The organism is Stenotrophomonas sp. YJH_SMC_27 (assembly GCF_059369815.1).
The window spans coordinates 47,492-69,678 of record NZ_JCAFTA010000004.1 but is presented as its reverse complement, the minus strand read 5'-3'; the positions used below and the strand labels follow the sequence as shown (position 1 = coordinate 69,678).

22 protein-coding genes are annotated in these 22,187 nt (G+C 66.1%); 8 read left to right on the top strand and 14 right to left on the bottom strand.

Annotated features, from left to right (window positions below; all coding sequences use genetic code 11):
* Positions 1 to 3: 3 nt before the first annotated feature.
* The 3 genes from atpG to AC5P7R_RS08055 all read left to right on the top strand — a co-directional run bounded on the left by atpG (position 4) and on the right by AC5P7R_RS08055 (position 2,847).
* Positions 4 to 867 (top strand): F0F1 ATP synthase subunit gamma, encoded by an 864-nt coding sequence (atpG, locus tag AC5P7R_RS08065; RefSeq protein ID WP_005411129.1) that lies wholly within the window; start codon positions 4 to 6, stop codon positions 865 to 867.
* A gap of 37 nt (positions 868 to 904) precedes the next feature.
* Entirely contained in the window at positions 905 to 2,311 is a 1,407-nt protein-coding gene (gene atpD / locus AC5P7R_RS08060) for a F0F1 ATP synthase subunit beta (protein WP_005419510.1), read from the top strand.
* 113 nt (positions 2,312 to 2,424) lie between these two features.
* Entirely contained in the window at positions 2,425 to 2,847 is a 423-nt protein-coding gene (locus tag AC5P7R_RS08055; protein ID WP_005419509.1) for a F0F1 ATP synthase subunit epsilon, read from the top strand.
* Between the two features lie 251 nt (positions 2,848 to 3,098).
* Here the strand turns inward: AC5P7R_RS08055 and AC5P7R_RS08050 are convergent, their stop codons facing one another.
* From AC5P7R_RS08050 to AC5P7R_RS08035, 4 genes are read right to left on the bottom strand one after another with little or no spacing between them, the layout of a single operon-like run.
* On the bottom strand, positions 3,099 to 3,482 hold the full coding sequence (locus tag AC5P7R_RS08050) for a GtrA family protein (protein WP_155030157.1): 384 nt from the start codon (positions 3,480 to 3,482) through the stop codon (positions 3,099 to 3,101).
* Positions 3,479 to 4,321 carry a glycosyltransferase gene (locus tag AC5P7R_RS08045; protein WP_227854086.1) on the bottom strand — a complete coding sequence of 281 codons (843 nt, stop codon included), beginning with the start codon at positions 4,319 to 4,321 and terminating at the stop codon, positions 3,479 to 3,481. Before AC5P7R_RS08045 ends, AC5P7R_RS08050 begins: the two co-directional genes overlap by 4 nt.
* A 14-nt stretch (positions 4,322 to 4,335) precedes the next feature.
* Positions 4,336 to 4,503 (bottom strand): hypothetical protein, encoded by a 168-nt coding sequence (locus tag AC5P7R_RS08040; protein ID WP_227854087.1) that lies wholly within the window; start codon positions 4,501 to 4,503, stop codon positions 4,336 to 4,338.
* On the bottom strand, positions 4,500 to 6,506 hold the full coding sequence (locus AC5P7R_RS08035; RefSeq protein WP_227854088.1) for a hypothetical protein: 2,007 nt from the start codon (positions 6,504 to 6,506) through the stop codon (positions 4,500 to 4,502). The genes AC5P7R_RS08040 and AC5P7R_RS08035 overlap by 4 nt, the downstream gene beginning before the upstream one ends.
* 75 nt (positions 6,507 to 6,581) lie before the next feature.
* Here AC5P7R_RS08035 and glmU point away from each other — a divergent pair, with 75 nt between their 5' ends.
* Complete coding sequence (gene glmU, locus AC5P7R_RS08030) at positions 6,582 to 7,949, top strand: bifunctional UDP-N-acetylglucosamine diphosphorylase/glucosamine-1-phosphate N-acetyltransferase GlmU (RefSeq protein ID WP_227852043.1); 1,368 nt, start codon at positions 6,582 to 6,584, stop codon at positions 7,947 to 7,949.
* Positions 7,918 to 8,451, top strand: coding sequence for a GNAT family N-acetyltransferase (locus tag AC5P7R_RS08025; protein ID WP_019660727.1), 534 nt, complete (start codon positions 7,918 to 7,920; stop codon positions 8,449 to 8,451). Before glmU ends, AC5P7R_RS08025 begins: the two co-directional genes overlap by 32 nt.
* 68 nt (positions 8,452 to 8,519) lie before the next feature.
* Here AC5P7R_RS08025 and AC5P7R_RS08020 read toward each other — a convergent pair whose 3' ends face one another.
* The 7 genes from AC5P7R_RS08020 to AC5P7R_RS07990 form a co-directional block, all read right to left on the bottom strand.
* Positions 8,520 to 9,872, bottom strand: a complete 1,353-nt coding sequence (locus AC5P7R_RS08020) for a sensor histidine kinase (RefSeq protein WP_019660726.1) — start codon at positions 9,870 to 9,872, stop codon at positions 8,520 to 8,522.
* Positions 9,869 to 11,215, bottom strand: coding sequence for a sigma-54-dependent transcriptional regulator (locus AC5P7R_RS08015; protein WP_111098356.1), 1,347 nt, complete (start codon positions 11,213 to 11,215; stop codon positions 9,869 to 9,871). Before AC5P7R_RS08015 ends, AC5P7R_RS08020 begins: the two co-directional genes overlap by 4 nt.
* Positions 11,216 to 11,338: 123 nt before the next feature.
* A complete protein-coding gene (locus AC5P7R_RS08010) occupies positions 11,339 to 11,707 on the bottom strand; it encodes a PDZ domain-containing protein (RefSeq protein ID WP_031270494.1) in 369 nt (122 codons plus the stop codon).
* Positions 11,708 to 11,723: 16 nt separating this feature from the next.
* Entirely contained in the window at positions 11,724 to 12,941 is a 1,218-nt protein-coding gene (locus tag AC5P7R_RS08005; RefSeq protein ID WP_019660723.1) for an ABC transporter permease, read from the bottom strand.
* Between the two features lie 20 nt (positions 12,942 to 12,961).
* Positions 12,962 to 14,260, bottom strand: coding sequence for an ABC transporter permease (locus AC5P7R_RS08000; protein WP_005419489.1), 1,299 nt, complete (start codon positions 14,258 to 14,260; stop codon positions 12,962 to 12,964).
* Positions 14,261 to 14,270: 10 nt separating this feature from the next.
* The gene (locus tag AC5P7R_RS07995) at positions 14,271 to 14,996 is read right to left on the bottom strand and encodes an ABC transporter ATP-binding protein (protein ID WP_014648484.1); all 726 of its coding nucleotides are present in this window, start codon (positions 14,994 to 14,996) and stop codon (positions 14,271 to 14,273) included.
* 35 nt (positions 14,997 to 15,031) lie between these two features.
* Positions 15,032 to 16,309: an efflux RND transporter periplasmic adaptor subunit gene (locus AC5P7R_RS07990; RefSeq protein WP_111098354.1), complete on the bottom strand. Its 1,278-nt coding sequence runs from the start codon at positions 16,307 to 16,309 to the stop codon at positions 15,032 to 15,034.
* Between the two features lie 203 nt (positions 16,310 to 16,512).
* On the opposite strand from AC5P7R_RS07990, the gene glmS reads away from it, so the two are divergent.
* Complete coding sequence (glmS, locus tag AC5P7R_RS07985; protein WP_227854089.1) at positions 16,513 to 18,351, top strand: glutamine--fructose-6-phosphate transaminase (isomerizing); 1,839 nt, start codon at positions 16,513 to 16,515, stop codon at positions 18,349 to 18,351.
* A 445-nt stretch (positions 18,352 to 18,796) separates the two neighbouring features.
* Positions 18,797 to 19,228, top strand: a complete 432-nt coding sequence (locus AC5P7R_RS07980; RefSeq protein WP_014648481.1) for a CBS domain-containing protein — start codon at positions 18,797 to 18,799, stop codon at positions 19,226 to 19,228.
* Positions 19,229 to 19,295: 67 nt separating this feature from the next.
* Here the strand turns inward: AC5P7R_RS07980 and AC5P7R_RS07975 are convergent, their stop codons facing one another.
* Both AC5P7R_RS07975 and gloA read right to left on the bottom strand, forming a co-directional pair.
* Positions 19,296 to 19,724: a VOC family protein gene (locus tag AC5P7R_RS07975; protein WP_227852045.1), complete on the bottom strand. Its 429-nt coding sequence runs from the start codon at positions 19,722 to 19,724 to the stop codon at positions 19,296 to 19,298.
* 124 nt (positions 19,725 to 19,848) lie between these two features.
* Positions 19,849 to 20,367 carry a lactoylglutathione lyase gene (gene gloA, locus AC5P7R_RS07970; protein WP_019660718.1) on the bottom strand — a complete coding sequence of 173 codons (519 nt, stop codon included), beginning with the start codon at positions 20,365 to 20,367 and terminating at the stop codon, positions 19,849 to 19,851.
* Between the two features lie 126 nt (positions 20,368 to 20,493).
* On the opposite strand from gloA, the gene AC5P7R_RS07965 reads away from it, so the two are divergent.
* Positions 20,494 to 21,606, top strand: coding sequence for a PLP-dependent cysteine synthase family protein (locus tag AC5P7R_RS07965; RefSeq protein ID WP_019660717.1), 1,113 nt, complete (start codon positions 20,494 to 20,496; stop codon positions 21,604 to 21,606).
* Between the two features lie 47 nt (positions 21,607 to 21,653).
* On the opposite strand, the gene AC5P7R_RS07960 is transcribed toward AC5P7R_RS07965, so the two are convergent.
* Entirely contained in the window at positions 21,654 to 22,058 is a 405-nt protein-coding gene (locus tag AC5P7R_RS07960) for a hypothetical protein (protein WP_005419475.1), read from the bottom strand.
* Between the last annotated feature and the right edge of the window lie 129 nt (positions 22,059 to 22,187).

The following is a 22,187-nucleotide window of genomic DNA, read 5'->3' as shown; positions in this document are numbered from 1 at the left end:
GAGATGGCAAGCGGACGCGAAATCAAAACCAAGATCAAGAGCGTGCAGAACACCCGCAAGGTGACGCGCGCCCTGGAAATGGTCTCGGCCTCCAAGATCCGCAAGGCGCAGGATCGGATGAAGACCTCGCGTCCGTACGCGCAGGCGATGAAGCAGGTGATCGGTCATCTGGCCCAGGCCAGCACCGACTACCAGCATCCGTTCCTGGTCGAGCGCGAGCAGGTCAAGCGGGTCGGTTTCATCGTGATCTCCTCCGATCGCGGCCTGGCCGGCGGCCTGAACAACAACCTGTTCCGCAAGATGCTGGGCGAAGCCAAAGCATGGCAGGACAAGGGTGCCGAAGTGGACCTGGTGACCATCGGCCAGAAGGCTTCGACCTTCTTCCGCCGCGTGAAGGTCAACATGGTCGGCAGCGTGACCCACATCGGCGACGTGCCGAAGCTGGAATCGCTGATCGGTGTGATCAAGGTCATGCTCGACGCCTTCACCGAAGGCAAGATCGACCGCGTGTACCTGGTGTACAACCGCTTCGTGAACACCATGGTGCAGAAGGCCAGCTTCGATCAGCTGCTGCCGCTGCCGCCGGCTGAGAAGCAGGTCGCTCACCACGATTGGGATTACCTGTACGAACCCGATGCCGCGACCGTGCTGGAGCACGTGATGACGCGTTACATCGAGTCGCTGGTGTACCAGGCACTGCTGGAAAACGTCGCCTCCGAGCATGCCGCACGCATGGTTGCGATGAAGGCGGCGAGCGACAACGCCAACAAGCTGATCGGCACCCTGCAGCTCGTCTACAACAAGGCGCGCCAGGCAGCGATCACCCAGGAAATCTCCGAAATCGTCGGCGGCGCGGCAGCAGTCTGACCGCGTTCGTTCAAAGCACACATTAGAGGATGCAGCAATGAGTCAGGGCAAGATCGTTCAGATCATCGGCGCGGTCGTCGACGTCGAATTCCCGCGTGAATCGGTGCCGAAGGTGTACGACGCACTGAAGGTGGAAAACACCGAGATCACCCTCGAAGTCCAGCAGCAGCTGGGTGACGGCGTGGTGCGTACCATCGCCCTCGGTTCCACCGACGGCCTGAAGCGCAACCTGGTTGCCGTCAACACCGGCCGTGGCATCTCGGTGCCGGTCGGCGCCGGCACCTTGGGCCGCATCATGGACGTGCTGGGCCGTCCGATCGACGAAGCCGGCCCGGTCGCTGCCAGCGACAACTGGGAAATCCACCGCGCTGCGCCGTCGTATGAAGACCAGTCCCCGGCCACCGAGCTGCTGGAAACCGGCATCAAGGTCATCGACCTGATGTGCCCGTTCGCCAAGGGCGGCAAGGTCGGCCTGTTCGGCGGCGCCGGCGTCGGCAAGACCGTCAACATGATGGAGCTGATCAACAACATCGCCAAGGCGCACAGCGGCCTGTCCGTGTTCGCCGGCGTGGGTGAGCGTACCCGTGAGGGCAACGACTTCTACCACGAAATGAAGGACTCCAACGTCCTGGACAAGGTGGCGATGGTGTACGGCCAGATGAACGAGCCGCCGGGCAACCGTCTGCGCGTCGCGCTGACCGGCCTGACCATGGCCGAGTACTTCCGCGACGAGAAGGACGAAAACGGCAAGGGCAAGGACGTCCTGCTGTTCGTCGACAACATCTACCGCTACACCCTGGCCGGTACCGAAGTGTCGGCACTGCTGGGCCGTATGCCGTCCGCGGTGGGTTACCAGCCGACCCTGGCCGAGGAAATGGGCGTCCTGCAGGAGCGCATCACCTCGACCAAGAACGGCTCGATCACCTCGATCCAGGCCGTCTACGTTCCCGCGGACGACCTGACCGACCCGTCGCCGGCGACCACCTTCGCCCACCTGGACTCGACCGTCACCCTGTCGCGTTCGATCGCCTCGCTGGGTATCTACCCGGCCGTCGATCCGCTGGACTCCACCAGCCGCCAGATGGACCCGCTGGTCATCGGCCACGAGCACTACGACACCGCCCAGCGCGTCCAGCAGACCCTGCAGAAGTACAAGGAACTGAAGGACATCATCGCGATCCTGGGCATGGACGAACTGTCCGAAGAGGACAAGCAGGCCGTGTCGCGCGCCCGTAAGATCGAGCGCTTCTTCAGCCAGCCGTTCCACGTGGCCGAAGTGTTCACCGGTTCGCCGGGCAAGTACGTGCCGCTGAAGGACACCATCCGTGGCTTCAAGGCCATCGTCGATGGCGAGTACGACCACCTGCCGGAGCAGGCGTTCTACATGGTCGGCGGCATCGAAGAAGCGGTCGAGAAGGCCAAGAAGATGGCCGAGAAGGCCTGATCCGGGACGGGCGGGAGCGATCCTGCCCGACCTGACGCCGGCGCCGGGCAACCGCCCGCGCCGGTGGACCCCCACGGTGGCATTGCGCCGCCGCGAACAGCGAAGAGATTTGCATGAGCACGATCCGTTGCGACATCGTCAGCGCCGAGCAGGAAATCTTCCGTGGCGAAGCGACCCTGGTCGTGGCCACCGGTGAGCTGGGCGAACTGGGCATCGCGCCCAAGCACGCGCCGCTGATCACCCGCCTGAAGCCGGGCAAGGTGGTGGTGACCACGCCGAATGGCGAGCAGCTGGATTTCGCCATTTCCGGCGGCATCCTGGAAGTGCAGCCGCAGGTGGTGACCGTGCTGGCCGACACCGCGATCCGCGCGCAGGACATCGACGAAGCCTCGGTCCGCAAGGCCAAGGAAGAAGCCGAACGCATCCTGGCCAACCGCGGCGAAGCGATGGAAGTGGCTGAAGCCCAGCAGAAGCTGGCCGAGGCCGTCGTCCAGCTGCAGGCACTGGAACGCCTGCGCAAGAATCTCAAGCACTGAGGTTCGCGCTGCACCCACGAGAACGCCGGCCCTGTGCCGGCGTTCTTGTTTGTGCTGGCGGGGCAGCGCCGACTGGGTAGAGTCGACTGTTAGTCGACTACCGCGCGCAGCGCGGGATTTCGCGGCCTGATGGAAGAGCAGTCGACTGACAGTCGACTCTACCGATGCCGATGCCGATGCCGATGCCGATGCCGATGCGGATGCCGATCCCGATCCCGATCCCGATCCGGCATCCCGGATCCCGCCCCGTCTCAGCGATACACCACGTAGCGCATCAACAGGAACGACACGCAGGCCAGCCCGCCTTCCACCAGCGGCTTGGCCAGCCACGTGTACTGCAGGCCCAACGCCTGGTCGACCAGGCTGACCAGCAGCGTGCTCGCTGCCGTCAGCAGCAGCCACAGCCCGAAGAAGCGTGCGAATCGCTTCCATCCCAGCTTGCGGGCACCGGCCTCGGCAAAGGTGTAGCGGCCGTTGAGCCAGAAGCCCAGCAGCATGCCGGCCAAGCGGCCGGTGATATTGGCCGGCGCGACCGGCATGCCCAGCGCGCTGGCGGCCACGAACACCAGCCAATCGACCAGCAGCTGCACGAGCCCGATGACGAGATAGGTGCTTCCCTGGCGGAACAACGTCATCGCGTCGATCCGCCGCCGCGCTGGTAAGCCTGCACATCTGCCAACAGCCGGTGCGCAGCCTGCCGGGGTTCGCTCGCCACATCGAAATTCAGCCATGACATCAGCATCTGCACGCCCACTATGATCGGCAGGCCAGCCGCCATCACGGTGCCAGCGGTGGCTGGTACCCCGCTTTGCATCGACACCAGCCAGTGCCACAGGCCGAAAACGGAGCCGGCAACCAGAAGCAGGCTGCCCAGCAGCAGTTGCACACTGGCCAGTGAGAACCCACGAGTGACGTAGCTGTAGAGGATGCGGCGCGCGGTATTGCGAAGGTGGCCGAGCATGAAAGGACCGAGGATGCGTGCGGGGCGAAGGCTGCTGGTTTCATCCTTGTAGTGCGCGCGCATGGGAACGTCAACCACGACCGCGCGTGCTTGGTTGAGGTGGTATGGAAGATCCGATTCGAAGAAATAGCGCTTCGCAATGCGCTCCAGTTCCAGCTCGTGCAGCAGCTCGCTGCGTACAGCGGTGTACCCGTTGGTGGGATCGGCGATCTGCCAGTAACCGCTGGAGAGCTTGGTCAGGAACGACAACGCGGCGTTGCCGGCAAGTCGTACCCAAGGCATCCCCGGCAGGAAACCCACACGATGAAAGCGATTGCCCTTGGCGTAGTCGGCGTGGCCGGAGAGAGGCGGGCTGGCGAAGCGCAGCACCTGCGCGGGGTCCATCTGGCCATCGCCATCAAGCTTGATGACCACCTCTGCAGGCGCCTGCAGCGCATGCATGTATCCGGTCATCGTTGCGCCGCCAACGCCCTGGTCCTGCGCGTGTTCGATGACGGTGACGCGTGGATCCATGCATCAGTCGCGGATCATCGCGCCGCTGCCACGGCGATGATCCAGCCCACTTCGGCGCCGATGCCGGCAATGACCTGCATGACATGCGCCCGCACGCGGTAGCAGGGAATCACCACGGCAATGCGCGGCATCGCGGCGGAACCCTTGTCTGGCGTTGGCGTGGAGAGCGTGGACGTACTCATTCTGCGGGGAGCTCCATGGCGGCGGGAAGATACCACCACTGGCGATCGCCTGCCTCGCCCCGCAGTTCCGCCCCGGCCAACTGCAGTGCCGCGCGTTGCGGCGCCGTCAGGTTACGGGTGTTGAGAATGATGTGCCCGGTCTGCATGCCCCGCAGCACTGCCAGCCACCGCTGGCCGCTGGCATCGTGTTCGGCGACCGCTGCCGCCGCCTGCAGCGAGGGCGCGTACCAGGCAACACTGCGGCCACGGCTGCCGAACTCGGCGAAGTAGGGGGCGGCCGGGTCCAGTACCAGGACATTGCGTCCATCATCGGGCGACGCGCGAACGCCCGCTGCCAGCGAGCGTTCGGGGGTGAAGCGCTGGAACAGGGGCTCGTCGCGGCCAGCGGCCTTCAACGTGTCCTTCAATGCACCGCTGCGCATCATCCAGTAGCCGGTCGATTGCAGGCTGACGTTCAGCACGCAGATCGTGACCAGCAGTACCAGCAGCGGCCGACGCGGGGCGCCGGCACCCAGCGCCGCAACGGCCACGACAGACAGCAGCACCATGCCCGGGTAGGCATAGCGCAGGTACTGCACAGGCAACAGCGGCAGCACCAGTACGGCTGTTGCCACCAGTGTCGCCGCGCGCGTGGACGGGCGCAGCAGTGCCAGCAGCCACAGGCCCGCCAGGCCGACCAGCGCCACGCCTGCCGCGCCATCCTGCGACTCGAAGTAGCGCGAGGAATGAAACGTGAGCATCCACGGCAGGTTGGCGCCGAAGCCGACGCTGTAGGTGGCATCAAGGAAGTTGACGGGTGCGTAGTACGGCGAATGGAAGATGCCGTTGAACAGCGGCAGCACCGGGTTGCCGGCGATCCAAGTGGCGTAGGCGTAACTGGACGCGCCCACCAGCAGGCCGACCAGCGCCACCAGTACGATTCGTGGCAGCGACGGCCACGGATGGCGGACCAGGGCCCATAGCAGTACCGGCAGCGCCATGAGCGCACCCATGGTCTTGATTGCCAGCAGCCCACCCGCCAGTACCGCCAGCAGCAGCCAGCTGGAAAGTCGGGTATCGCGCGGGGCTGCGGCCAGTGCACACATCCACAGCAGTACTGCTGCCGTTGGCAATTCGGTCTGCATGCCGCCGGCCAGGCCCGCGGTCAGCGGCAGGCTGGCTACCATGGCAACGGCGAGCCAGCGCGACTGCCCGCCCGCCCCCAGTTGTGCAGCCAGGTGCCACGCAGCAGCGCCCAGTGCCAGCAGCCAGAATGCATTGACCGGGCCGCGTGCTTCAGCACCAGACAGCAGCTGCGGAATCGCATGGATCACATCGGTTGCCCACGGCGCCAGTGCCCAGATCTGGTGTTCTGGCGCAGGCTGGTACACCCCGAGTTCCATCAACTGCCACGGCAGCCGCAGGTGATAGGTCAGGTCGTCATACTGCAGGGTCGGCAGCCAGCAGGCCGTGCTGGCCAGACCAAGCACGAGCACGGCAAAGGCTGCGCTACGCGGTGCAGCGGCCACTGCATGCCGCCATAGCGTGGCCGCGGCCCGCAGCGCGGACCGCAGTGTGGCGCGGCGCCAGGCCACCAATGCCAGGCAGGCCAGCAGGTAGATCCATCGGTAATGGATCGGCAGCAGCAGCGTCCAGCCCAGTACCGCGGCCATCACCAGCAGGCCTGCGCATGCCTGCAGCGCCAGCGCGCGTTGCGCGAACAACGTTGTACCGATGGCGGCTGCAGCCAGCAGCATCAACAGCGCAGACAGGAAAGCCAGCACACCAGCGAACACAGGCAGTAGCAGCAACCACAGCACGCCCAGAACGCTGGCCATCGACCAGTGGCGCCAGCGCTTCAGTAGTACGCCAGCGCCGCACGCGAACAAGCCGATCTCCACAAGTTCGGCGAAGCGGCTCCAGGGGATGCTGCGCGCCAGGGGGGTAGTACACAGCCCAAGGACGAGCAGGGCTGCGCCCAGCCACGGAAGCAGATTCGGGAATCGACTGTGGATGACAGGCATGGTTCACGCAGCACAGGGGAACGCGTCGGCTATGCTAGCAGCCAGTTCACAGTTCGTTGCTGCCCGGGATATTCCATGAGCCAAGCCCTGCACGTCATCATCCTCGCCGCCGGCGCTGGAAAGCGCATGAAATCCGTGTTGCCCAAGGTGCTGCAGCCGATAGCGGGCCAGCCGATGCTGGCCCACGTGATCGCCGCAGCGCGCGAACTGCAGCCGGCCGCCATCCACGTGGTGTATGGGCACGGCGGGGAAGCTGTCCGCCAGCATTTCGCCGACCAGCCCGACCTGCTGTGGGCCGAACAGGTGCAGCAGCTGGGCACCGGCCATGCGGTGGCGCAGGCGATGCCGGAAGTGCCAGATGCGGCGCAGGTGCTGGTGTTGTACGGCGACGTGCCGCTGATCCGCGCAGACACGTTGCGCCACCTGCTGGCCCAGCCAGGCCGCTTGTCCGTGCTGGTGGCCGAGCTCGATGACCCGACCGGTTACGGCCGCGTGCTGCGCGATGCGGAGGGCAAGGTCGGCTCCATCGTCGAGCAGAAGGACGCCACTGACGACCAGCTGCGCGTGCGCACGATCAATACCGGCATCATCGCCGCCGAGTCGACCGCGCTGCGCCGCTGGCTGTCGCAGCTGTCCAACAGCAACGCCCAGGGCGAGTATTACCTCACTGACGTGTTCGCGTTCGCCGCGAACGAGTACACCCCGGCCGAGATGGCGCTGGTCGCCGATGCGCAGGAGGCCGAGGGGGCAAATGATCCCTGGCAGCTGTCGCAGCTGGAGCGCGCCTGGCAGCGCCGTGCGGTGCGTGCACTGTGCGCACAGGGCGCGCGCGTGCGCGACCCGGCACGCCTGGATATCCGTGGCACCGTCACCGTGGGCAGCGATGTGCTGATCGATGTCGACGTTGTCCTTGAAGGCAACATCGTGCTCGGTGACGGCGTCACCGTAGGCCCGTTCAACAGGCTGAAGGACGTCAACCTGGGGCCAGGCACCGAAGTGCGTGCGCACTGTGATCTGGACGGCGTGGTCACCGAAGGCGCTGCGCAGATTGGCCCGTTCGCACGGCTGCGCCCGGGCACCGTGCTGGCCGATGGCGTGCACGTCGGCAACTTCGTCGAGACCAAGAAGGTCACCCTCGGTGTGGGCAGCAAGGCCAACCACCTCACCTATCTGGGCGACGCGGTGATCGGCAGCAAGGTCAACATCGGTGCAGGAACCATCACCTGCAACTATGACGGCGTAAACAAGTCGACCACCACCATCGGCGACAACGCATTCATTGGCTCCAACAGTTCGCTGGTCGCGCCGGTACTGATCGGCGAAGGCGCGACCATCGCCGCCGGCTCGGTCATTACCCGCAACGCGCCTGATGGCAAGTTGACACTGGCACGTGCACGGCAGGAAACCATCGATGGCTGGAAGCGCCCGCTCAAGAAGGCCTGAGGCACGCATTCCGCACGCCGACGAGCTCGGCCTGCTGCCGGGCATTGAACAGCGCGCTGGCGAACTGCTCAGGGACCACGAAGCCTATCGGGTGTTCACCGGCCACGGCCTGGACCTGGCGACACTGCAGTACGGCCTTGAGCGCGGGCAGTTGTGGGTGGTGGATGCGGCCGGCGGCGGCATTGCCGGCTACGTGCTGGCGGGAGAATTGGCAGGCGAGTTCCATGTGCTGCAGATGGATGTGGATCCTGCACACGGGCGGCAAGGCCATGGCCGCGCGTTGTTGCGCCATGCGTTGGCACAGGCCAGGGCCGACGGCTACGCGTCAGCGGTGCTGACAACGTTGATCGACGTACCGTGGAATGCGCCTTTCTATGCCAGCGAAGGATTCGTTGAAGTGCCGGAGGCGGAGTGGGATGCCGGGCTGCAGTCGGTGATGGCGGAAGAGGCTGCGCTCGGGTTTCCGATGCACCTGCGGGTGGCGATGCGGCGGGTCTGGTAGGTGCCGACCCTGGTCGGCACATCCACGCATGGCGTGGATCCACTGGCAGACCGAGCCAAGTCGGCAACTCACCCCACCGGCAGCAGGATCGAGACGCACAACCCGCCATCGCCACGATTCTGCAGTGACACACGCCCGCCGTGCGCCTCCACGATCTCGCGGGTCAACGCCAGCCCCAGCCCGGTGCCGTTGCGCTTGGTGGAATAGAACGGCATCAGCGCGTTCTGCAGCACCTGCTCGTTCATGCCCTTGCCACGGTCCAGCACATCCAGGCGCAGCCATTGCGGCAACCGCGTCAGCTGCACCTGCACGTCATCATTGGGCGGATCGGCTTCGGCGCCGGCCTCATGCGCGTTCTTCAACAGGTTCAACAACGCCTGCCCGAACTGCGCGATGTCGATGCGGCTACTCAGTTCCTCGTCCGGCTCGCGCTCCATGGTGAACGGAATCTGCTGGCGCAGGCTGGACAGGAAGGGGGCCCAGTGCACGGTCTGCAACTGCGGCTGCGGCAGCTTGGCAAAACGCGCATAGCCGCGAATGAAACCTTCCAGATGGCGCGCCCGGTCTTCGATGGTGGTGAAGATCTCCGGCAGCCGATCGAAGCGCTCGCGCTGCACCAGCACGCCGCCGGAGTGTGCCAGCGAAGCGATCGGTGCCAGCGAGTTGTTCAGCTCATGGCTGATCACCCGGATCACCTTCTTCCACGTCTGCACTTCCTGGCGGCGCAGCTCGGCGGTGAGCAGGCGTACCAGCAACAGGTCGTGCGGACGGCCATTGAGGTGGAAAGAACGACGTGAGAGGTGATAGACCTGTTCGTCATCCTCGTCGCTGTCTTCGCCTTCCGCATGCACCGCGAACAGGCTGTCGCCGCCGCGGGCGATGGCATCGCGCAGTTCCACCGGCACCTGTTCCAGCACGTCCTCCAGGCGCTGTCCTTCCAGCTTCCAGCCGCCATGCAGCAACTTGCGCGCGGCCAAGTTGGAGAACACCACGCGGGCGATGCCATCGCCGCCGGAGGCGATCAGCAGCATCGCCACCGGCGTGTTCTGCACCATTGTGTCCAGCAGCAGCTCGCGTTGCACCAGGCCCTGCCGCTGTGCACGCAGTACATCACCCAGTTCGCGGTGTGCCTGCACCAGGTCGCCGAGCTCGTCATTGCCGGGCCAGTGCACGCCGAAGTTGTATTCGCCGTCGCGATAGCTGCTGGTGGTGCCCGCCAGGGCCCGCATCAGTGACCGCACGGGGGCGGTGGCACGGCGCAGCGTCCACCACATCAGCGACAGCAGGATCAGTGCCGACACGGTGGTCACAACCCAGCCGTGGTCCATCCAGTACGCCAGCAGCCACGGCAACGCGGCGGCCAGCGCCAGCACCGGCAGCAGGCGCAGGAACAGGCGGAAGGTGAACGAACGCCGCTTCATTCGCGTGGGATGCCGTGCCGGTCCATGCGCCGGTACAGCGCCTGGCGGCTCAGGCCGAGTTCGGCGGCGGCCTGGGCGATGACGCCGTGGTTGCGCGCCAGCACATCCTCGATGCGCGCACGGTCAGGATCATTGCCGGCACTGGGCGCCGGTCGCGAAGCAGGTGCGGCACGCGGCAGGTTCAGGTCGGCCACTTCGATGCGGTTGCCGGTCGCCAGCAGCTCGGCGCGCTGGATCACGTTGCGCAGTTCGCGCACGTTGCCGGGCCAGGGATGCCGTTGCAGGGCCGCGGTGGCGGCGCTGGACAGCGGCTTGCCGGCGGTCAGGAAGCGCTCGGCCAGCGGCACGATGTCGCCCGGGCGTTCGGCCAATGGTGGCAGTACCAGTTCCACCGTATTGAGGCGGTAGTACAGGTCTTCGCGGAAGGTGCCGTCGCGGATCATCGCCGGCAGGTCGGCATTGGTCGCACTGACCACGCGGACTTTGACCTGGCGCTCGCGATTGGAGCCAAGACGCTCGAAGCGGCCGGTTTCCAGCACACGCAGCAGCTTCATCTGCCCGCCCAGCGACAGGTTGCCGATCTCATCCAGGAACAGGGTGCCACCATCGGCGGCCTCGAACTTGCCTTCGCGTGCCTTGTTGGCGCCGGTGTACGCACCGGCCTCGGCACCGAACAGTTCGGCTTCGATCAGTTCCGACGGCAATGCGCCGCAGTTGACCGTGATGAACGGGCCCTTGGCCACCAGCGAGTTGGCCTGGATGATCTGCGCGATCTTCTCCTTGCCAGCGCCGTTGGGACCGGTGATCAGCACCGGCAGTTCGGAGCGCGCGACCTGGCAGGCGAGCGCGATGACGCGCTCGCTGGCCGGATCTGCAAAGACCGCGCCACAGAGCTTGTACTTCTCTTCCAGCGCGTTGCGCTGCCGCAGCTCACGCGCGCGCCGCCGGTCCAGCTCGCGGCGTGCCTCGGACAGCTCGAGCAGGTTGTTGACCGTGGTCAGCAGCTTGCGGTCGTCCCAGGGCTTGGCCAGGTAGTCGGCGGCACCGGCCTTGACCAGGTCCACCGCGCTGCTCAGGTGGGTCCAGGCGGTGAGCAGGATCACCGGCAGGTCCGGGTGGCGCGCGCGGATCTGTGCGAACAGCGCTTCGCCCTCCTCGCCGGAGGTGGTGTCCTCGCTGAAATTCATGTCCTGGATCACCAGATCAACCGGCTGCGACTCGAGCAGGGCCAGCCCTTCGGCCGGGCTCTGCGCCTGCAGGGTGTCGATGTCATGCAGGGAGAACAGCACGTCCAGCGCGGTGCCCACGCTGGCGTTGTCGTCGATGATCAGGATCGAAGGCATCAAGCAGTTCTGCAGAAAGGGATGGGCGGCGCCGATGGAGCCGTGTTCGTATCCATACGCCGGGAGAGCCCGGCGCCACCCATCAAGCATAGCCAAAGCCGTGGCGACGAGGGCGGGCTGGTTTCAGCGCCGCGCGGGTGGCGGCGGTGGCGGCGGTGGCGGAGCGACCAGCGCCAGCCGCCACGAGGTGGCGTCCACCGGGACGGTGAGCTCGCGTTTGTCGCGGCGCAGCAACAGGTACGCAGTCGGGGCACTGGAATGCCGCAGCGCATCGGCAAGATGCTCGATGCGCCGCACAGCCGTATCGTCCAGGCGCAGGATGCGGTCGCCGCTGCGCACGCCGAAGCGGGCTTCCGGACGCGCGGCTTCCACCCGTACCTGGCCCTCGGTCGAGCGCAGCGCCAGGCGGGCATCATCCTGGCGCCATTCCAGCGTCTGCGAGCTGCCACCGCCGGCCAGCGCCGGCAGTGGCAGCAGTGCCATCAACAGCATCCGGCAGGCACGCATCTCACGCGCCCCGCGTGGCAACTGCGGGCGGGACCGCTGCCGCGCGCCGGGCCGGCCCGAACACCGCGACCTGGCCCAGCACCCACAGCAGCAGCGCGCCCAGCGGCAGGTAGTACAGGGGCATGCGTGGCAGCTCGTACAGGTTCATCAGTGCCAGATTGATCGCGTAGGCCGCCAGCATGCCCAGCACGATGCCCAGCGAGGCCAGCAGGAAGTTCTCGGTCTGGAAGTAGCGCAGGATCTGCCCGCGGGTGGCACCGAGTGCGCGGCGAATGCCGATCTGCTTGCTGCGCTGCTGCACCCAGAAGCTGGCCAGGCCGATGATGCCCAGTGCGGTGACCACCAGCAGCGAGACGCTGACGGTGATCAGCAGGCCAACCATCGCGCGGTCGTTCTTGAAGAAGTCCTTGCGCTGGTCTTCATAGGTCAGCTTGTCGCGCATCAGCCGGTTGGGGTCGTTGCGCTCCAGTACAGCAGCCCCCGCATCAAGCACCTCCTGGCGGCGTTCCGGCGAAGTGCGCAGCACATAGGTGCCACCCTCGTCGAAGGTGCGCCGCATGGGCAGCAGCATGGAGTTCGTCCAGTTGTCATTCCAGCCGTTGGGCGTGCTGAGCGTGTCGACGATGCCGACCACGTGCAGCGGCTGCTTGCCCATGTAGTAGGTCTTGCCCAGCGCGCTGCCGTTGGGTTCCATCTTGGCGGCGGTGGCCTGGGTGAGGATGACCGGGATGGCGTTTTCCTTGGCGCCCCCCTTGCTGGCGTCTTCGAAGTTCTGGTACTCGCCGGGCAGGAAATCGCGGCCGGCGATCAGGTTGATGCCCATCGTGGCCAGCCCGTTCTCGGACAGGGTGTACATCGAAGCGTTGGTGGTCGGCCGTTCCTGGTCGATCTCCCGCGAGATGCTGCTGCTGGACGAGCCGTTGCGGAAAGGCACCTGGTTGATGATGGTGACGTTGCTGACGCCGGGAAGCGCACGCAATGACGCCAGGTCCTCACGGGTGCGGGCCATGGCATCGGTCTGCTTGCCGATGCCGCTGACGCGGAGCATCACCAGTTCGTTCTCGGCGATGCCGCTGGGCATGCTGATCTTCTCCACGCGCTGGCTGACCAGGAACAGCGCGTTGCAGACGATGGCGCAGGTCAGTGCGACTTCCAGCACGATCAGGGCAGCGGCAGTCTTGTGCCTGCGCAGCGTGCTGAGGATGGGGCGGATGTCCATGGGAGTCCTCGTTCGGTTGCTTACTGCGACTTGAGCTGGATGGCCGGAGTGACCTGCATGGCGCGCCAGGCAGGCAGGAAACCGGCGGCAAGGCTGGCGAACAGGGTCAGGCCCAGCGCGAGCAGCAGCATGTTGCCGTCCAGGTGGGCCAGCTTTGCGTACTCCACCGGTTGCTGGCGCACCGCGAACAGGCCGAGCAGGGCCAGGCCGATGCCCAGCACGCCCCCGACCACGCCGACCGCGCCGGCTTCCACCAGGCACTGCAGGAAGATCTGGCCACGGCTGGCACCGAGTGCGCGGCGCACGCCGATCTCTCCACTGCGGCGCAGGAACTTGGCCAGCAGCAGGCCCACCGTGTTGACCAGGCAGACACCCAGGAAACCCAGTGCCAGCCACAGCTGCAGGCGAACGTCGCTGGGCACCGCGCCGTTGAAGTCCAGCCATTCCATCACGGTGCGCAGGCGCACGTTCGGCGGGTGCTTGAAGCGGCCGGCCTGGCGCTGCTGGCTCGAATAGTTCTCCAGGTAGCGGCGGTAGTCGGCGGCCTTGGCCGGGTCCATCTCCACCCAGTACTGCAGCCACGCGCAGGGTGCGTTGAGCGAGTAGCTGTTGCCATCGGGATTCTCGCCGAAGCAGTTCATGTTGCCGTTGCTGCCCAGCTTCAGGTCGAACGAGGTGGAGATCGGCAGCAGCAGGTCTTCGTTCTTGCCGTAGCTGCCGGTGGTCAGGTCGTAGAAGTGCGGCTCCGGGCTCCATTCCTTCATCACGCCGACGATGCGGTAACTCTGGCCTTCCATGCGCAGGTCGCGGCCCACGCTGTTGGCGCCCTGGTACAGCTTGTCGTTGAGCGCCTTGGAGATGACCACCACGCGTGCGCGGCCTTCATCGTCCTCGCGCGTCCAGGGGCGGCCGTACTGCATCGGCACCTCGAACATCGGGAAGAAATCGGCCGAGGTCCAGCGAGTGTCGATGCTGAAGGGCTTGAGGGTGCTGTTGTCCGGTTCGATGGTGCCGCCGCCGCCGCTCATCAGCGCCTGGCGCTCGCCCTTGGCCTCGCGCAGCAGCGCTTCACCGTCGAAGCGGGTCAGCTGGGTTTCCGGTTCCTCCCCGGCGACATAGGCGCCGGTCGCGGCATCGAGCTGCACGTAGAACAGCCGGTCGCTCTTGCCGGGAATCGGGTCACCGGACAGCACATGGAACACGGTCAGGGTGGTCATCGAGGCACCGATGCCGAGGGCGATGGCCACCACCATCAGCGCGGTCAGGACCTTGTTGCGGCGGAAGCTGCGCACCGCCAGTCGGGCGTAGTAGGCGAACATGGCCGGCCCCTCACTCGTTGACGGCGACGATGTGGCGCGGCGGGGTGGCCAGCACCGGTTCGCGCACCAGGTCGGTGACCTGGCCATCGACGATGTGCACGTTGCGCTGCGCACGCGCGGCCAGTTCCGGATCATGAGTGACCATCACGATGGTGGTGCCGGCGGCGTTGATCTCCTCCAGCAGTTCCATCACGCCGCGCGCCATCTGCGTATCCAGGTTGCCGGTCGGTTCGTCGGCCAGCAGCAGGCGAGGGCTGCCGGCCAGGGCGCGTGCGATGGCCGCGCGCTGCTGCTGGCCGCCGGACAGCTCATTCGGGTAGTGCTTCATGCGCGAACCCAGGCCGACCTGGGTCAGCGCCTTCTCGATGCGCTCGCGGCGCTCGTTGGCGCTCATCTTCCGATAGCGCAACGGTACGTCGACGTTGTCGAACAGATTCAGATCGGGAATCAGGTTGAAGCCCTGGAAGATGAAGCCGATCTTCTGGTTGCGCAGGCGGCTGCGTGCGTCGTCGCCCAGCGTGCTCACATCCTGCCCGTCCAGCAGGTAGGTACCGCTGGTGAAGGTTTCCAGCAGGCCGGCGATGTTGAGGAACGTGGTCTTGCCGGAACCGGACGGGCCGGTGACGGCGACGAACTCGCCTTCCTTGACCTGCAGTTCCAGCGAGCGCAGAGCGTGGGTCTCCACCTGTTCGGTACGGAAGACCTTGGCGACCGAACGCATTTCGAGCATGTACATGGGGTGTCCTCTCTCCAGGATTCAGGTATCAGGTGTCAGTTGACGGAGACGCGTTCGGCGTCCTTGAACAGGTCGCTGCCGGAGACCACGATGCGGTCGCCTGGCTGCACACCGGACTTGATTTCCACTTCGCCCAGGCTGCTGACGCCCAGTTCCACCGGACGGCGCACGGCGGTGCGGCCATCCATCACGTAGGCCATGCCGTTGCCCTGTTCGACGAACGGGCCGCGCTCGACCTTCAGCACGTCCTTGCGGGTATCGAGCAGCACGCGCACCGACATCCGCTGGCTCTGGCGCAGGCCTTCCGGCTGCGCGCTGGCAAAGCGCACGCGGGCGTTGACCTCGCCGTTGACCACTTCCGGCGATACCGCGCTGATCTCGCCCGGGAACGGCTGGCCGTTGCCACCGGTCAGCTGGGCCGGCATGCCGATCGCCAGGTCGCGGGCGAAGCTCTCCGGCACCTTGATCTCGACCTCGAACTTGGACAGGTCGACTACGCCCAGCACCGGCGCGTTGGCGGCCAGGTTGGTGGACTGCACGGCCTGCACCTGGCCAACCTGGCCATCGAAGGGCGCGCGCAGCGTCAGCGCATCGACCTGGCGCTGCACTTCGGCCACCACCGCTTTCTGGCGGTCGGCCAGCAGGCGCTTGTTGCGGGCATCCAGGTCGGCGCCCTGGCTCTGCAGGCGCGCATCGGTGGTGGCGTTGGCCAGGGCGATGTCGGCTTTCTTCAGCGAATCCTTGGCCTTGGCCAGGTCGATCTGCGGTACCGCGCCGCCGTCGTAGCCGCGCTGGTAGCGCTGCAGGTCACGGTCGGCGGCCTGACGCTCGATGGTGGCCTGGTCGGTTTCCTTGCGGGACTTGGCGCGGGCCAGGGTCGCGTCCAGCGCGGCGCGGCTGGCCTCGGCTTCCAGCCCGGCCAGCGTTGCCTGTTCCTGGGCCAGCTTGCTGCGCAGTTCCGGGCTGTCGATGATCGCCAGCTCCTGGCCCTTCTTGACCACGTCACCGGCGACCACCTTCAGGTCCACGGTACCGGCCGAGATGGCATACAGGATCGGGCTGTTGGCGGCGATCACGCGGCCATCGGCGGCGATGTCGCGCACCAGGTCGCCGCGCTTCACTTCGGCGATGCGCACGCGGCTGCTGTCGAAGGAGCGGCTGGCATTGGACCAGGCATGTACCGCCCAGCCGATGCCGGCCAGCAGCGCGATGGCACCCAGCGCCGGCCAGCGATAGCGGTGCCAGGCCGCGCGGGAGGTGCCGGCCGGGGCGGTGGAAACGATCTGGTCCTGTGCGGAGGTGTCGCGGATCATCGGATGCGTGCCTGACGGTGGTAACCAGTAACAAGCAGGTTGCGTGCCAACCTTATTTCCTTTTGGTTCAATAGGTTGGATGAGGAGGCGAAGTGTCCGGGTGTCCGCGGACACCTTTCCGGACACTTTCATTAAGCGGACAGGAGGGCGACGCCGGACGCGCGGGCTAGAATGCGCCGATCGTCTTCAAGGAAACGCGTGACATGTGTGGAATCGTGGGTGCGATCGCTGATCGCGACGTGGTGCCGGTACTGATCGAGGGGCTGAAGCGTCTTGAATACCGTGGTTACGATTCCTCGGGTATTGCGGTAGTCGACCAGGATGAGCGCCGCGATGTACGCCGCGTGCGTCGTACCGGTCGTGTGTTGGAAATGGCCACCGCAGCCGAGGCAGAGGGCTTCAATGCGGTGCTGGGCATCGGCCACACCCGCTGGGCCACCCACGGTGGTGTCACCGAGGCCAACGCGCATCCGCATATCAGCCATGGCGTGGCGCTGGTGCACAACGGCATCATCGAGAACCATGAGGAGCAGCGCGAGAAGCTGCGTGCGCTGGGCTACACCTTCGAGTCGCAGACCGATACCGAAGTCATCGCCCACCTCATCCACCACCACCTGAAGGACGGCGATGACCTGCTGGTGGCGCTGCAGCACACGGTGAAAGAGCTGACCGGTGCCTACGCGCTGGCCGTGGTCAGCCGTGCCGAGCCGGAGCGCTTCGTCTGTGCACGCATGGGCTGTCCGCTGCTGGTCGGCCTGGGCGAGGGTGAGAACTTCGTCGCCTCCGACGTCTCGGCGGTGATCTCGGCCACGCGCAAGGTGATCTTCCTGGAGGAAGGCGACACCGCCGAAATCCGCCGTGACGGCGTGCGCATCTTCGACGAGCACGACCAGCCGGTCGAACGCGACGTGCATCTGTCCGACGTGTCGCTGGCATCGCTGGAGCTGGGCCCGTACCGCCACTTCATGCAGAAGGAAATCCACGAGCAGCCGCGCGCGCTGGGCGACACCATCGAAGCGGCGATCGACGCCGGTGGTTTCCCGGCCGAGCTGTTCGGCAAGAACGCCGAAGCCGTGCTGTCGGGCATTGAAGGCGTGCAGATCATCGCCTGCGGTACCAGCTATTACTCCGGGCTGACCGCGCGCTACTGGATCGAGGCCATCGCCGGCCTGCCGTGCAGCGTGGAAATCGCCAGCGAGTACCGCTATCGCGCGGCCTATGCGAACCCCAAGCATCTGATCGTGACCATCTCGCAATCCGGCGAAACGCTGGATACGATGGAAGCGCTGAAGTACGCCAAGTCGCTGGGCCATAAGCACACGCTGTCGATCTGCAACGTGCCGGAAAGTGCGATTCCGCGCGCCAGCGAACTGGTCTGCTACACCCGCGCCGGCGCCGAGATCGGCGTGGCTTCGACCAAGGCCTTCACCACCCAGCTGGCCGCGCTGTTCCAGCTGACCGTGGTGCTGGGCAAGCTGCATGGCCGCATCGACGCGGCGCAGGAAGCGGATTACCTGGAGCAGCTGCGCTTCCTGCCGGGCAGCGTGCAGCACGCGCTGAACCTGGAACCGCAGATCGCGGCGTGGGCCGAACGCTTTGCGCGCAAGTCCAATGCGCTGTTCCTGGGCCGTGGCCTGCATTACCCGATCGCGCTGGAGGGCGCGCTCAAGCTCAAGGAGATTTCCTACATCCACGCCGAGGCCTACCCGGCAGGTGAGCTGAAGCATGGTCCGCTGGCGCTGGTGGACGAGGATATGCCGGTGGTGGTGATCGCCCCCAACGACAGCCTGCTGGAAAAGGTGAAGTCGAACATGCAGGAAGTGCGCGCGCGTGGCGGCGAGCTGTTCGTGTTCGCCGACCAGGACAGCAACTTCAACGCGTCCGAAGGCGTGCACGTGATTCGCACCCCGCGCCACGCCGGCGTGCTCAGCCCGATCGTGCACACCATCCCGGTGCAGCTGCTGGCCTACCACACTGCGCTGGCACGCGGCACCGACGTGGACAAGCCGCGCAACCTGGCCAAGAGCGTGACGGTGGAGTAATACCCATCGCTCCGGTTGGATGCTGCAAGCGAAGGGTCCCCGCGTGGGCCCTTTCGTTTGGCCGGACAGTGCGAAGTGGGATTGCCGCCGGGTGTTCTGTCCGCTGTCGGCAGCGGGCAATCAATCTTTAATGCGCAACTGCGCTTGTATTCAGCGGCGGTTTCAGCCGCGGTGCCATTCTCTGGATCGTCAGCTGGTTCCCACGACGAACTGTCCTATCGATGCCGGTAGTGACCGATGGTCGCAGTCGTAGAATCGATTTGACCGAGGTCCGGGTTGAGCGGTTGAACCCCCACCTCGTTCGCGTTGCAGCACGTCGTCTGCCGATGCCTCCCATGCGGCAGACGGGTGCGCCAGACGTGCGCTGAAAGGTCTGTTCCCGGGGAGGGGGCGTATCGGAAGAGCACACTTTTTTGACTTCAGTGACCTGCACCAGGAAACAAGAATGAACGTCCGCGAACTCCTGCAATCCAAGAAAGAAGCTGTCATCACCATCGATGCCGAAGACACCATCGGTGCCGCCGCCCACAAGATGAGCGCGAACAGGATCGCTGCGCTGGTGGTGATGAAGGACGATGCCCCGGTCGGCATCATCTCCGAGAAGGACATCGTGCGCACCCTGGCCGACGATGGCCCGCAGGCCGGCCGCCGGGTGATTTCCAGCCTGCCGTCCACGGGCCTGGAGGGCATTGCGCCGGACGCCACGCTGAAGCAGGCCATGTCGCTGATGACGTACTCGCGTCGCCGTCACCTGATGGTGACCGACGGCAACCAGCTGGTCGGCATCCTCAGCCTGGGCGATATCGTGAAGAACCTGCTGGGCGAGCTGGAACTGGAAAAGGCCGTGCTGCAGGACATCTACATGGCCGCCCACTGAGGGCTGCAGCGCTGGAAACAGAGAAGCCGGGCATTGCCCGGCTTCTTCGTTCACGGCGTCGGTGAAGTCAGAACGTCACCTTCACCGAGTCGGCACTGTAGTTCGCCGGGCCGTGGTAGACCACTTCGATGTTGTTGCCATCGGGGTCGAGCACGAAGGCGCCGTAGTAGCCCGGGTGGTAGGGGCGCTCGCCCGGTGCGCCGTTGTCTGTGCCACCGGCGGCGATGGCAGCGGTGTGGAAGCCATCGACCGTGGCGCTGTCGCGGGCCTGGAAGGCTAGATGATGGCGGCCGGTCAGCTGGCCGGCGGCGGCACGGCTGCTGGCGCTGGAAATGAACAGCTCGTCGGCCCAGAAGAAGTCCGGCCCTTCGCCGCCGAGTGGGATGCCGATCGTATCGAACACTGCCTGGTAGAAGCGGCGGCTGGCGGCCAGGTCGCGCACCACCAGCTGGATGTGGTCGATCAGGCGGCCACGGTGCAGTTCCATCGTTTCCATACGAACCTCTTCAAAAAGGGGACGGAGTCGGTAGCGCCGGGCCGTGCCCGGCGAGCGCGCAGCGCGGCCTGCTCAAGGCCGCCGGGCATGGCCCGGCGCTACCGGAATTGTGCCCCTTTCCGGGTCAGACGTTGGCGATGATCTCGACCCAGTAGCCGTCCGGGTCCTTGATGAAGGCCAGGTTCTTCATGCGGCCGTCGGTCAGCCGCTTCTGGAAGGTTACCCCGAGGTCCTCGAAGCGCTGGCAGGCCGCCTCGATGTCCGGCACCGACACGCAGATGTGGCCGAAGCCGCGCGGGTCGCTGTTGCCGTCGTGGTAGACCGCGCCGTCCTGGGTTTCGGTGCCGTGGTTGTGGGTCAGTTCCAGCACGCCCGGCAGGCCGGCCATCCACAGGCGGCGCTGGCTGTCGTCTTCCGGTACCACCACGCCGGCCGGGAGGTAGGCCAGGAAGTACAGGCTGAACTGGGCCTCCGGGAAGTCGCGCTTGTCGATCAGCTGGTAGCCGAGCACGCGGGTGTAGAAGTCCAGCGAGGCGGTGATGTCCTTCACCCGCAGCATGGTGTGGTTGAACACGAAGCCGGTGGTTTCGGCCGGGGCCTGGGCGGCGACGCCGGGGACATCGCGCAGGGCGGGAATGGTCATGGGGGGAGGTCCTTCAGACAGGGCCGTTGCCGGCCGGATGGGGGCATTCTACCGGCCAGCACCTGACGGTACCGCGACGTACAATGGCCGGATCGCACCGTTCCGTCCTGACAACGATTGCCCGCCATGTCGCAGCGTGAATGGGTGGCCGCCGCCATCCGCAAGATTGAAGCCGATTTCAACCGCTCCGCCGATACCCACCTGATCCCGCTGGCGCTGCCCGGGTTCGAGGGCATCGATGTGTACCTGAAGGATGAGTCGAGCCATCCCACCGGCAGCCTCAAGCACCGGCTGGCGCGCTCGCTGTTCCTGTATGCGCTGGCCAATGGCTGGCTGCGCGAAGGGCGACCGGTGATCGAAGCGTCCAGCGGCTCGACGGCGGTGTCCGAAGCCTATTTCGCGCGCCTGCTCGGCCTGCCGTTCATTGCGGTGATCCCGGCCACCACCTCGCCTGAAAAGATCGCCGCGATCGAGTTCCAAGGCGGCCGCTGCCACCTGGTCGAACGCGCCTGCGACCTCAACTGTGATTCGGAAAAGCTGGCCCGTGAAACCGGTGGCCACTTCATGGACCAGTTCACCTACGCTGAGCGCGCGACCGACTGGCGTGCCAACAACAACATCGCCGAGTCCATCTTCAAGCAGATGGCCGAAGAGCCCAGCCCGGTTCCGGAATGGATCGTGTGCAGCCCCGGCACCGGCGGCACCGCCGCCACCCTGGGCCGCTATGTCAGCTACCGCCGCCACGACACCCGCATCCTGTGCGCGGACCCGGAAGTGTCGGTGTTCTTCGACGGCTACCGGGCCGCCGTGGCCGGTGAACAGGACTGGCGCGACCTGACCTGCAGTGGTGGTTCGCGCGTGGAAGGCATCGGCCGGCCAAGGGTGGAGCCGAGCTTCATCCCGACCAGCGTCGATGCGATGGTCAAGGTACCCGACGCGCTGAGCCTGGCTGCGATGCGCCATGTCAGCCGCCAGCTCGGCCGACGCGTCGGTGGCTCCACCGGCACCAACTTCATCGGCGTGCTGCAGGCGGCGCAGTGGATGCGCGAGGCGGGCCACCAGGGCAGCATCGTCAGCATCCTGTGCGACAGCGGCGAGCGTTATGCGCAGAGCTACTACGATCCGGCGTGGTACGCGCGCCAGGGCATTGATGTCGACGGCGCCGACGCACAGCTGGCCGCTGCGGTGGCCGGGCAGGGACTGCCCGAATTGCCGTGGTGCAGCCTGGAAGCGTTGTAGGACGGCCGACGTTGTCGCCGGGCCATGTCGGCGTCCGCGACGGTGTCTCAGTAACCCGCTGCGGTGAAGGCGTCGAGCACCGCGTCGCGCAGTGCATCGGGCAAGGCCTCGATGTCCATCGCGCGGTCATCCAGGTGCAGGGTGGGATCCAGGATGCTGGCGCGGCCCTGGGCCAATGCCTGCAACCACAGCAGCACGCAGATGACGAACTCGCGCTCATGGCCCAGCTGCAGCTGGCTGGCGCCGCGCTCGACCACTTCGAACGGGTACCACTCCTGGCTTTCATTGAACGTGCCGCCCTGCTGCAGCACCGCCTGCAACTGCTGCAGGTGGCGCGGGGCGTCGTCGCCGGCATCGCACAGCGCGGCGATCCAGGCCAGTTCGGCCGCGCTGGCAGACAGTGCCAGCGACCGCGCCGGTGAGGCGGATGCAACTGCAGCCAGACCTTCCATGTGGGGCCTCGTTCGGTACGTGCCGCTGCGGACTCCCCCGCATCCAGAGCTTCGGGGGGCGCGCGTAAGGCCGATGTGAATGCCGTGCCCCCTTGTCAGCCGCGCCCGGCAGCGCCATATCTGGAGGGC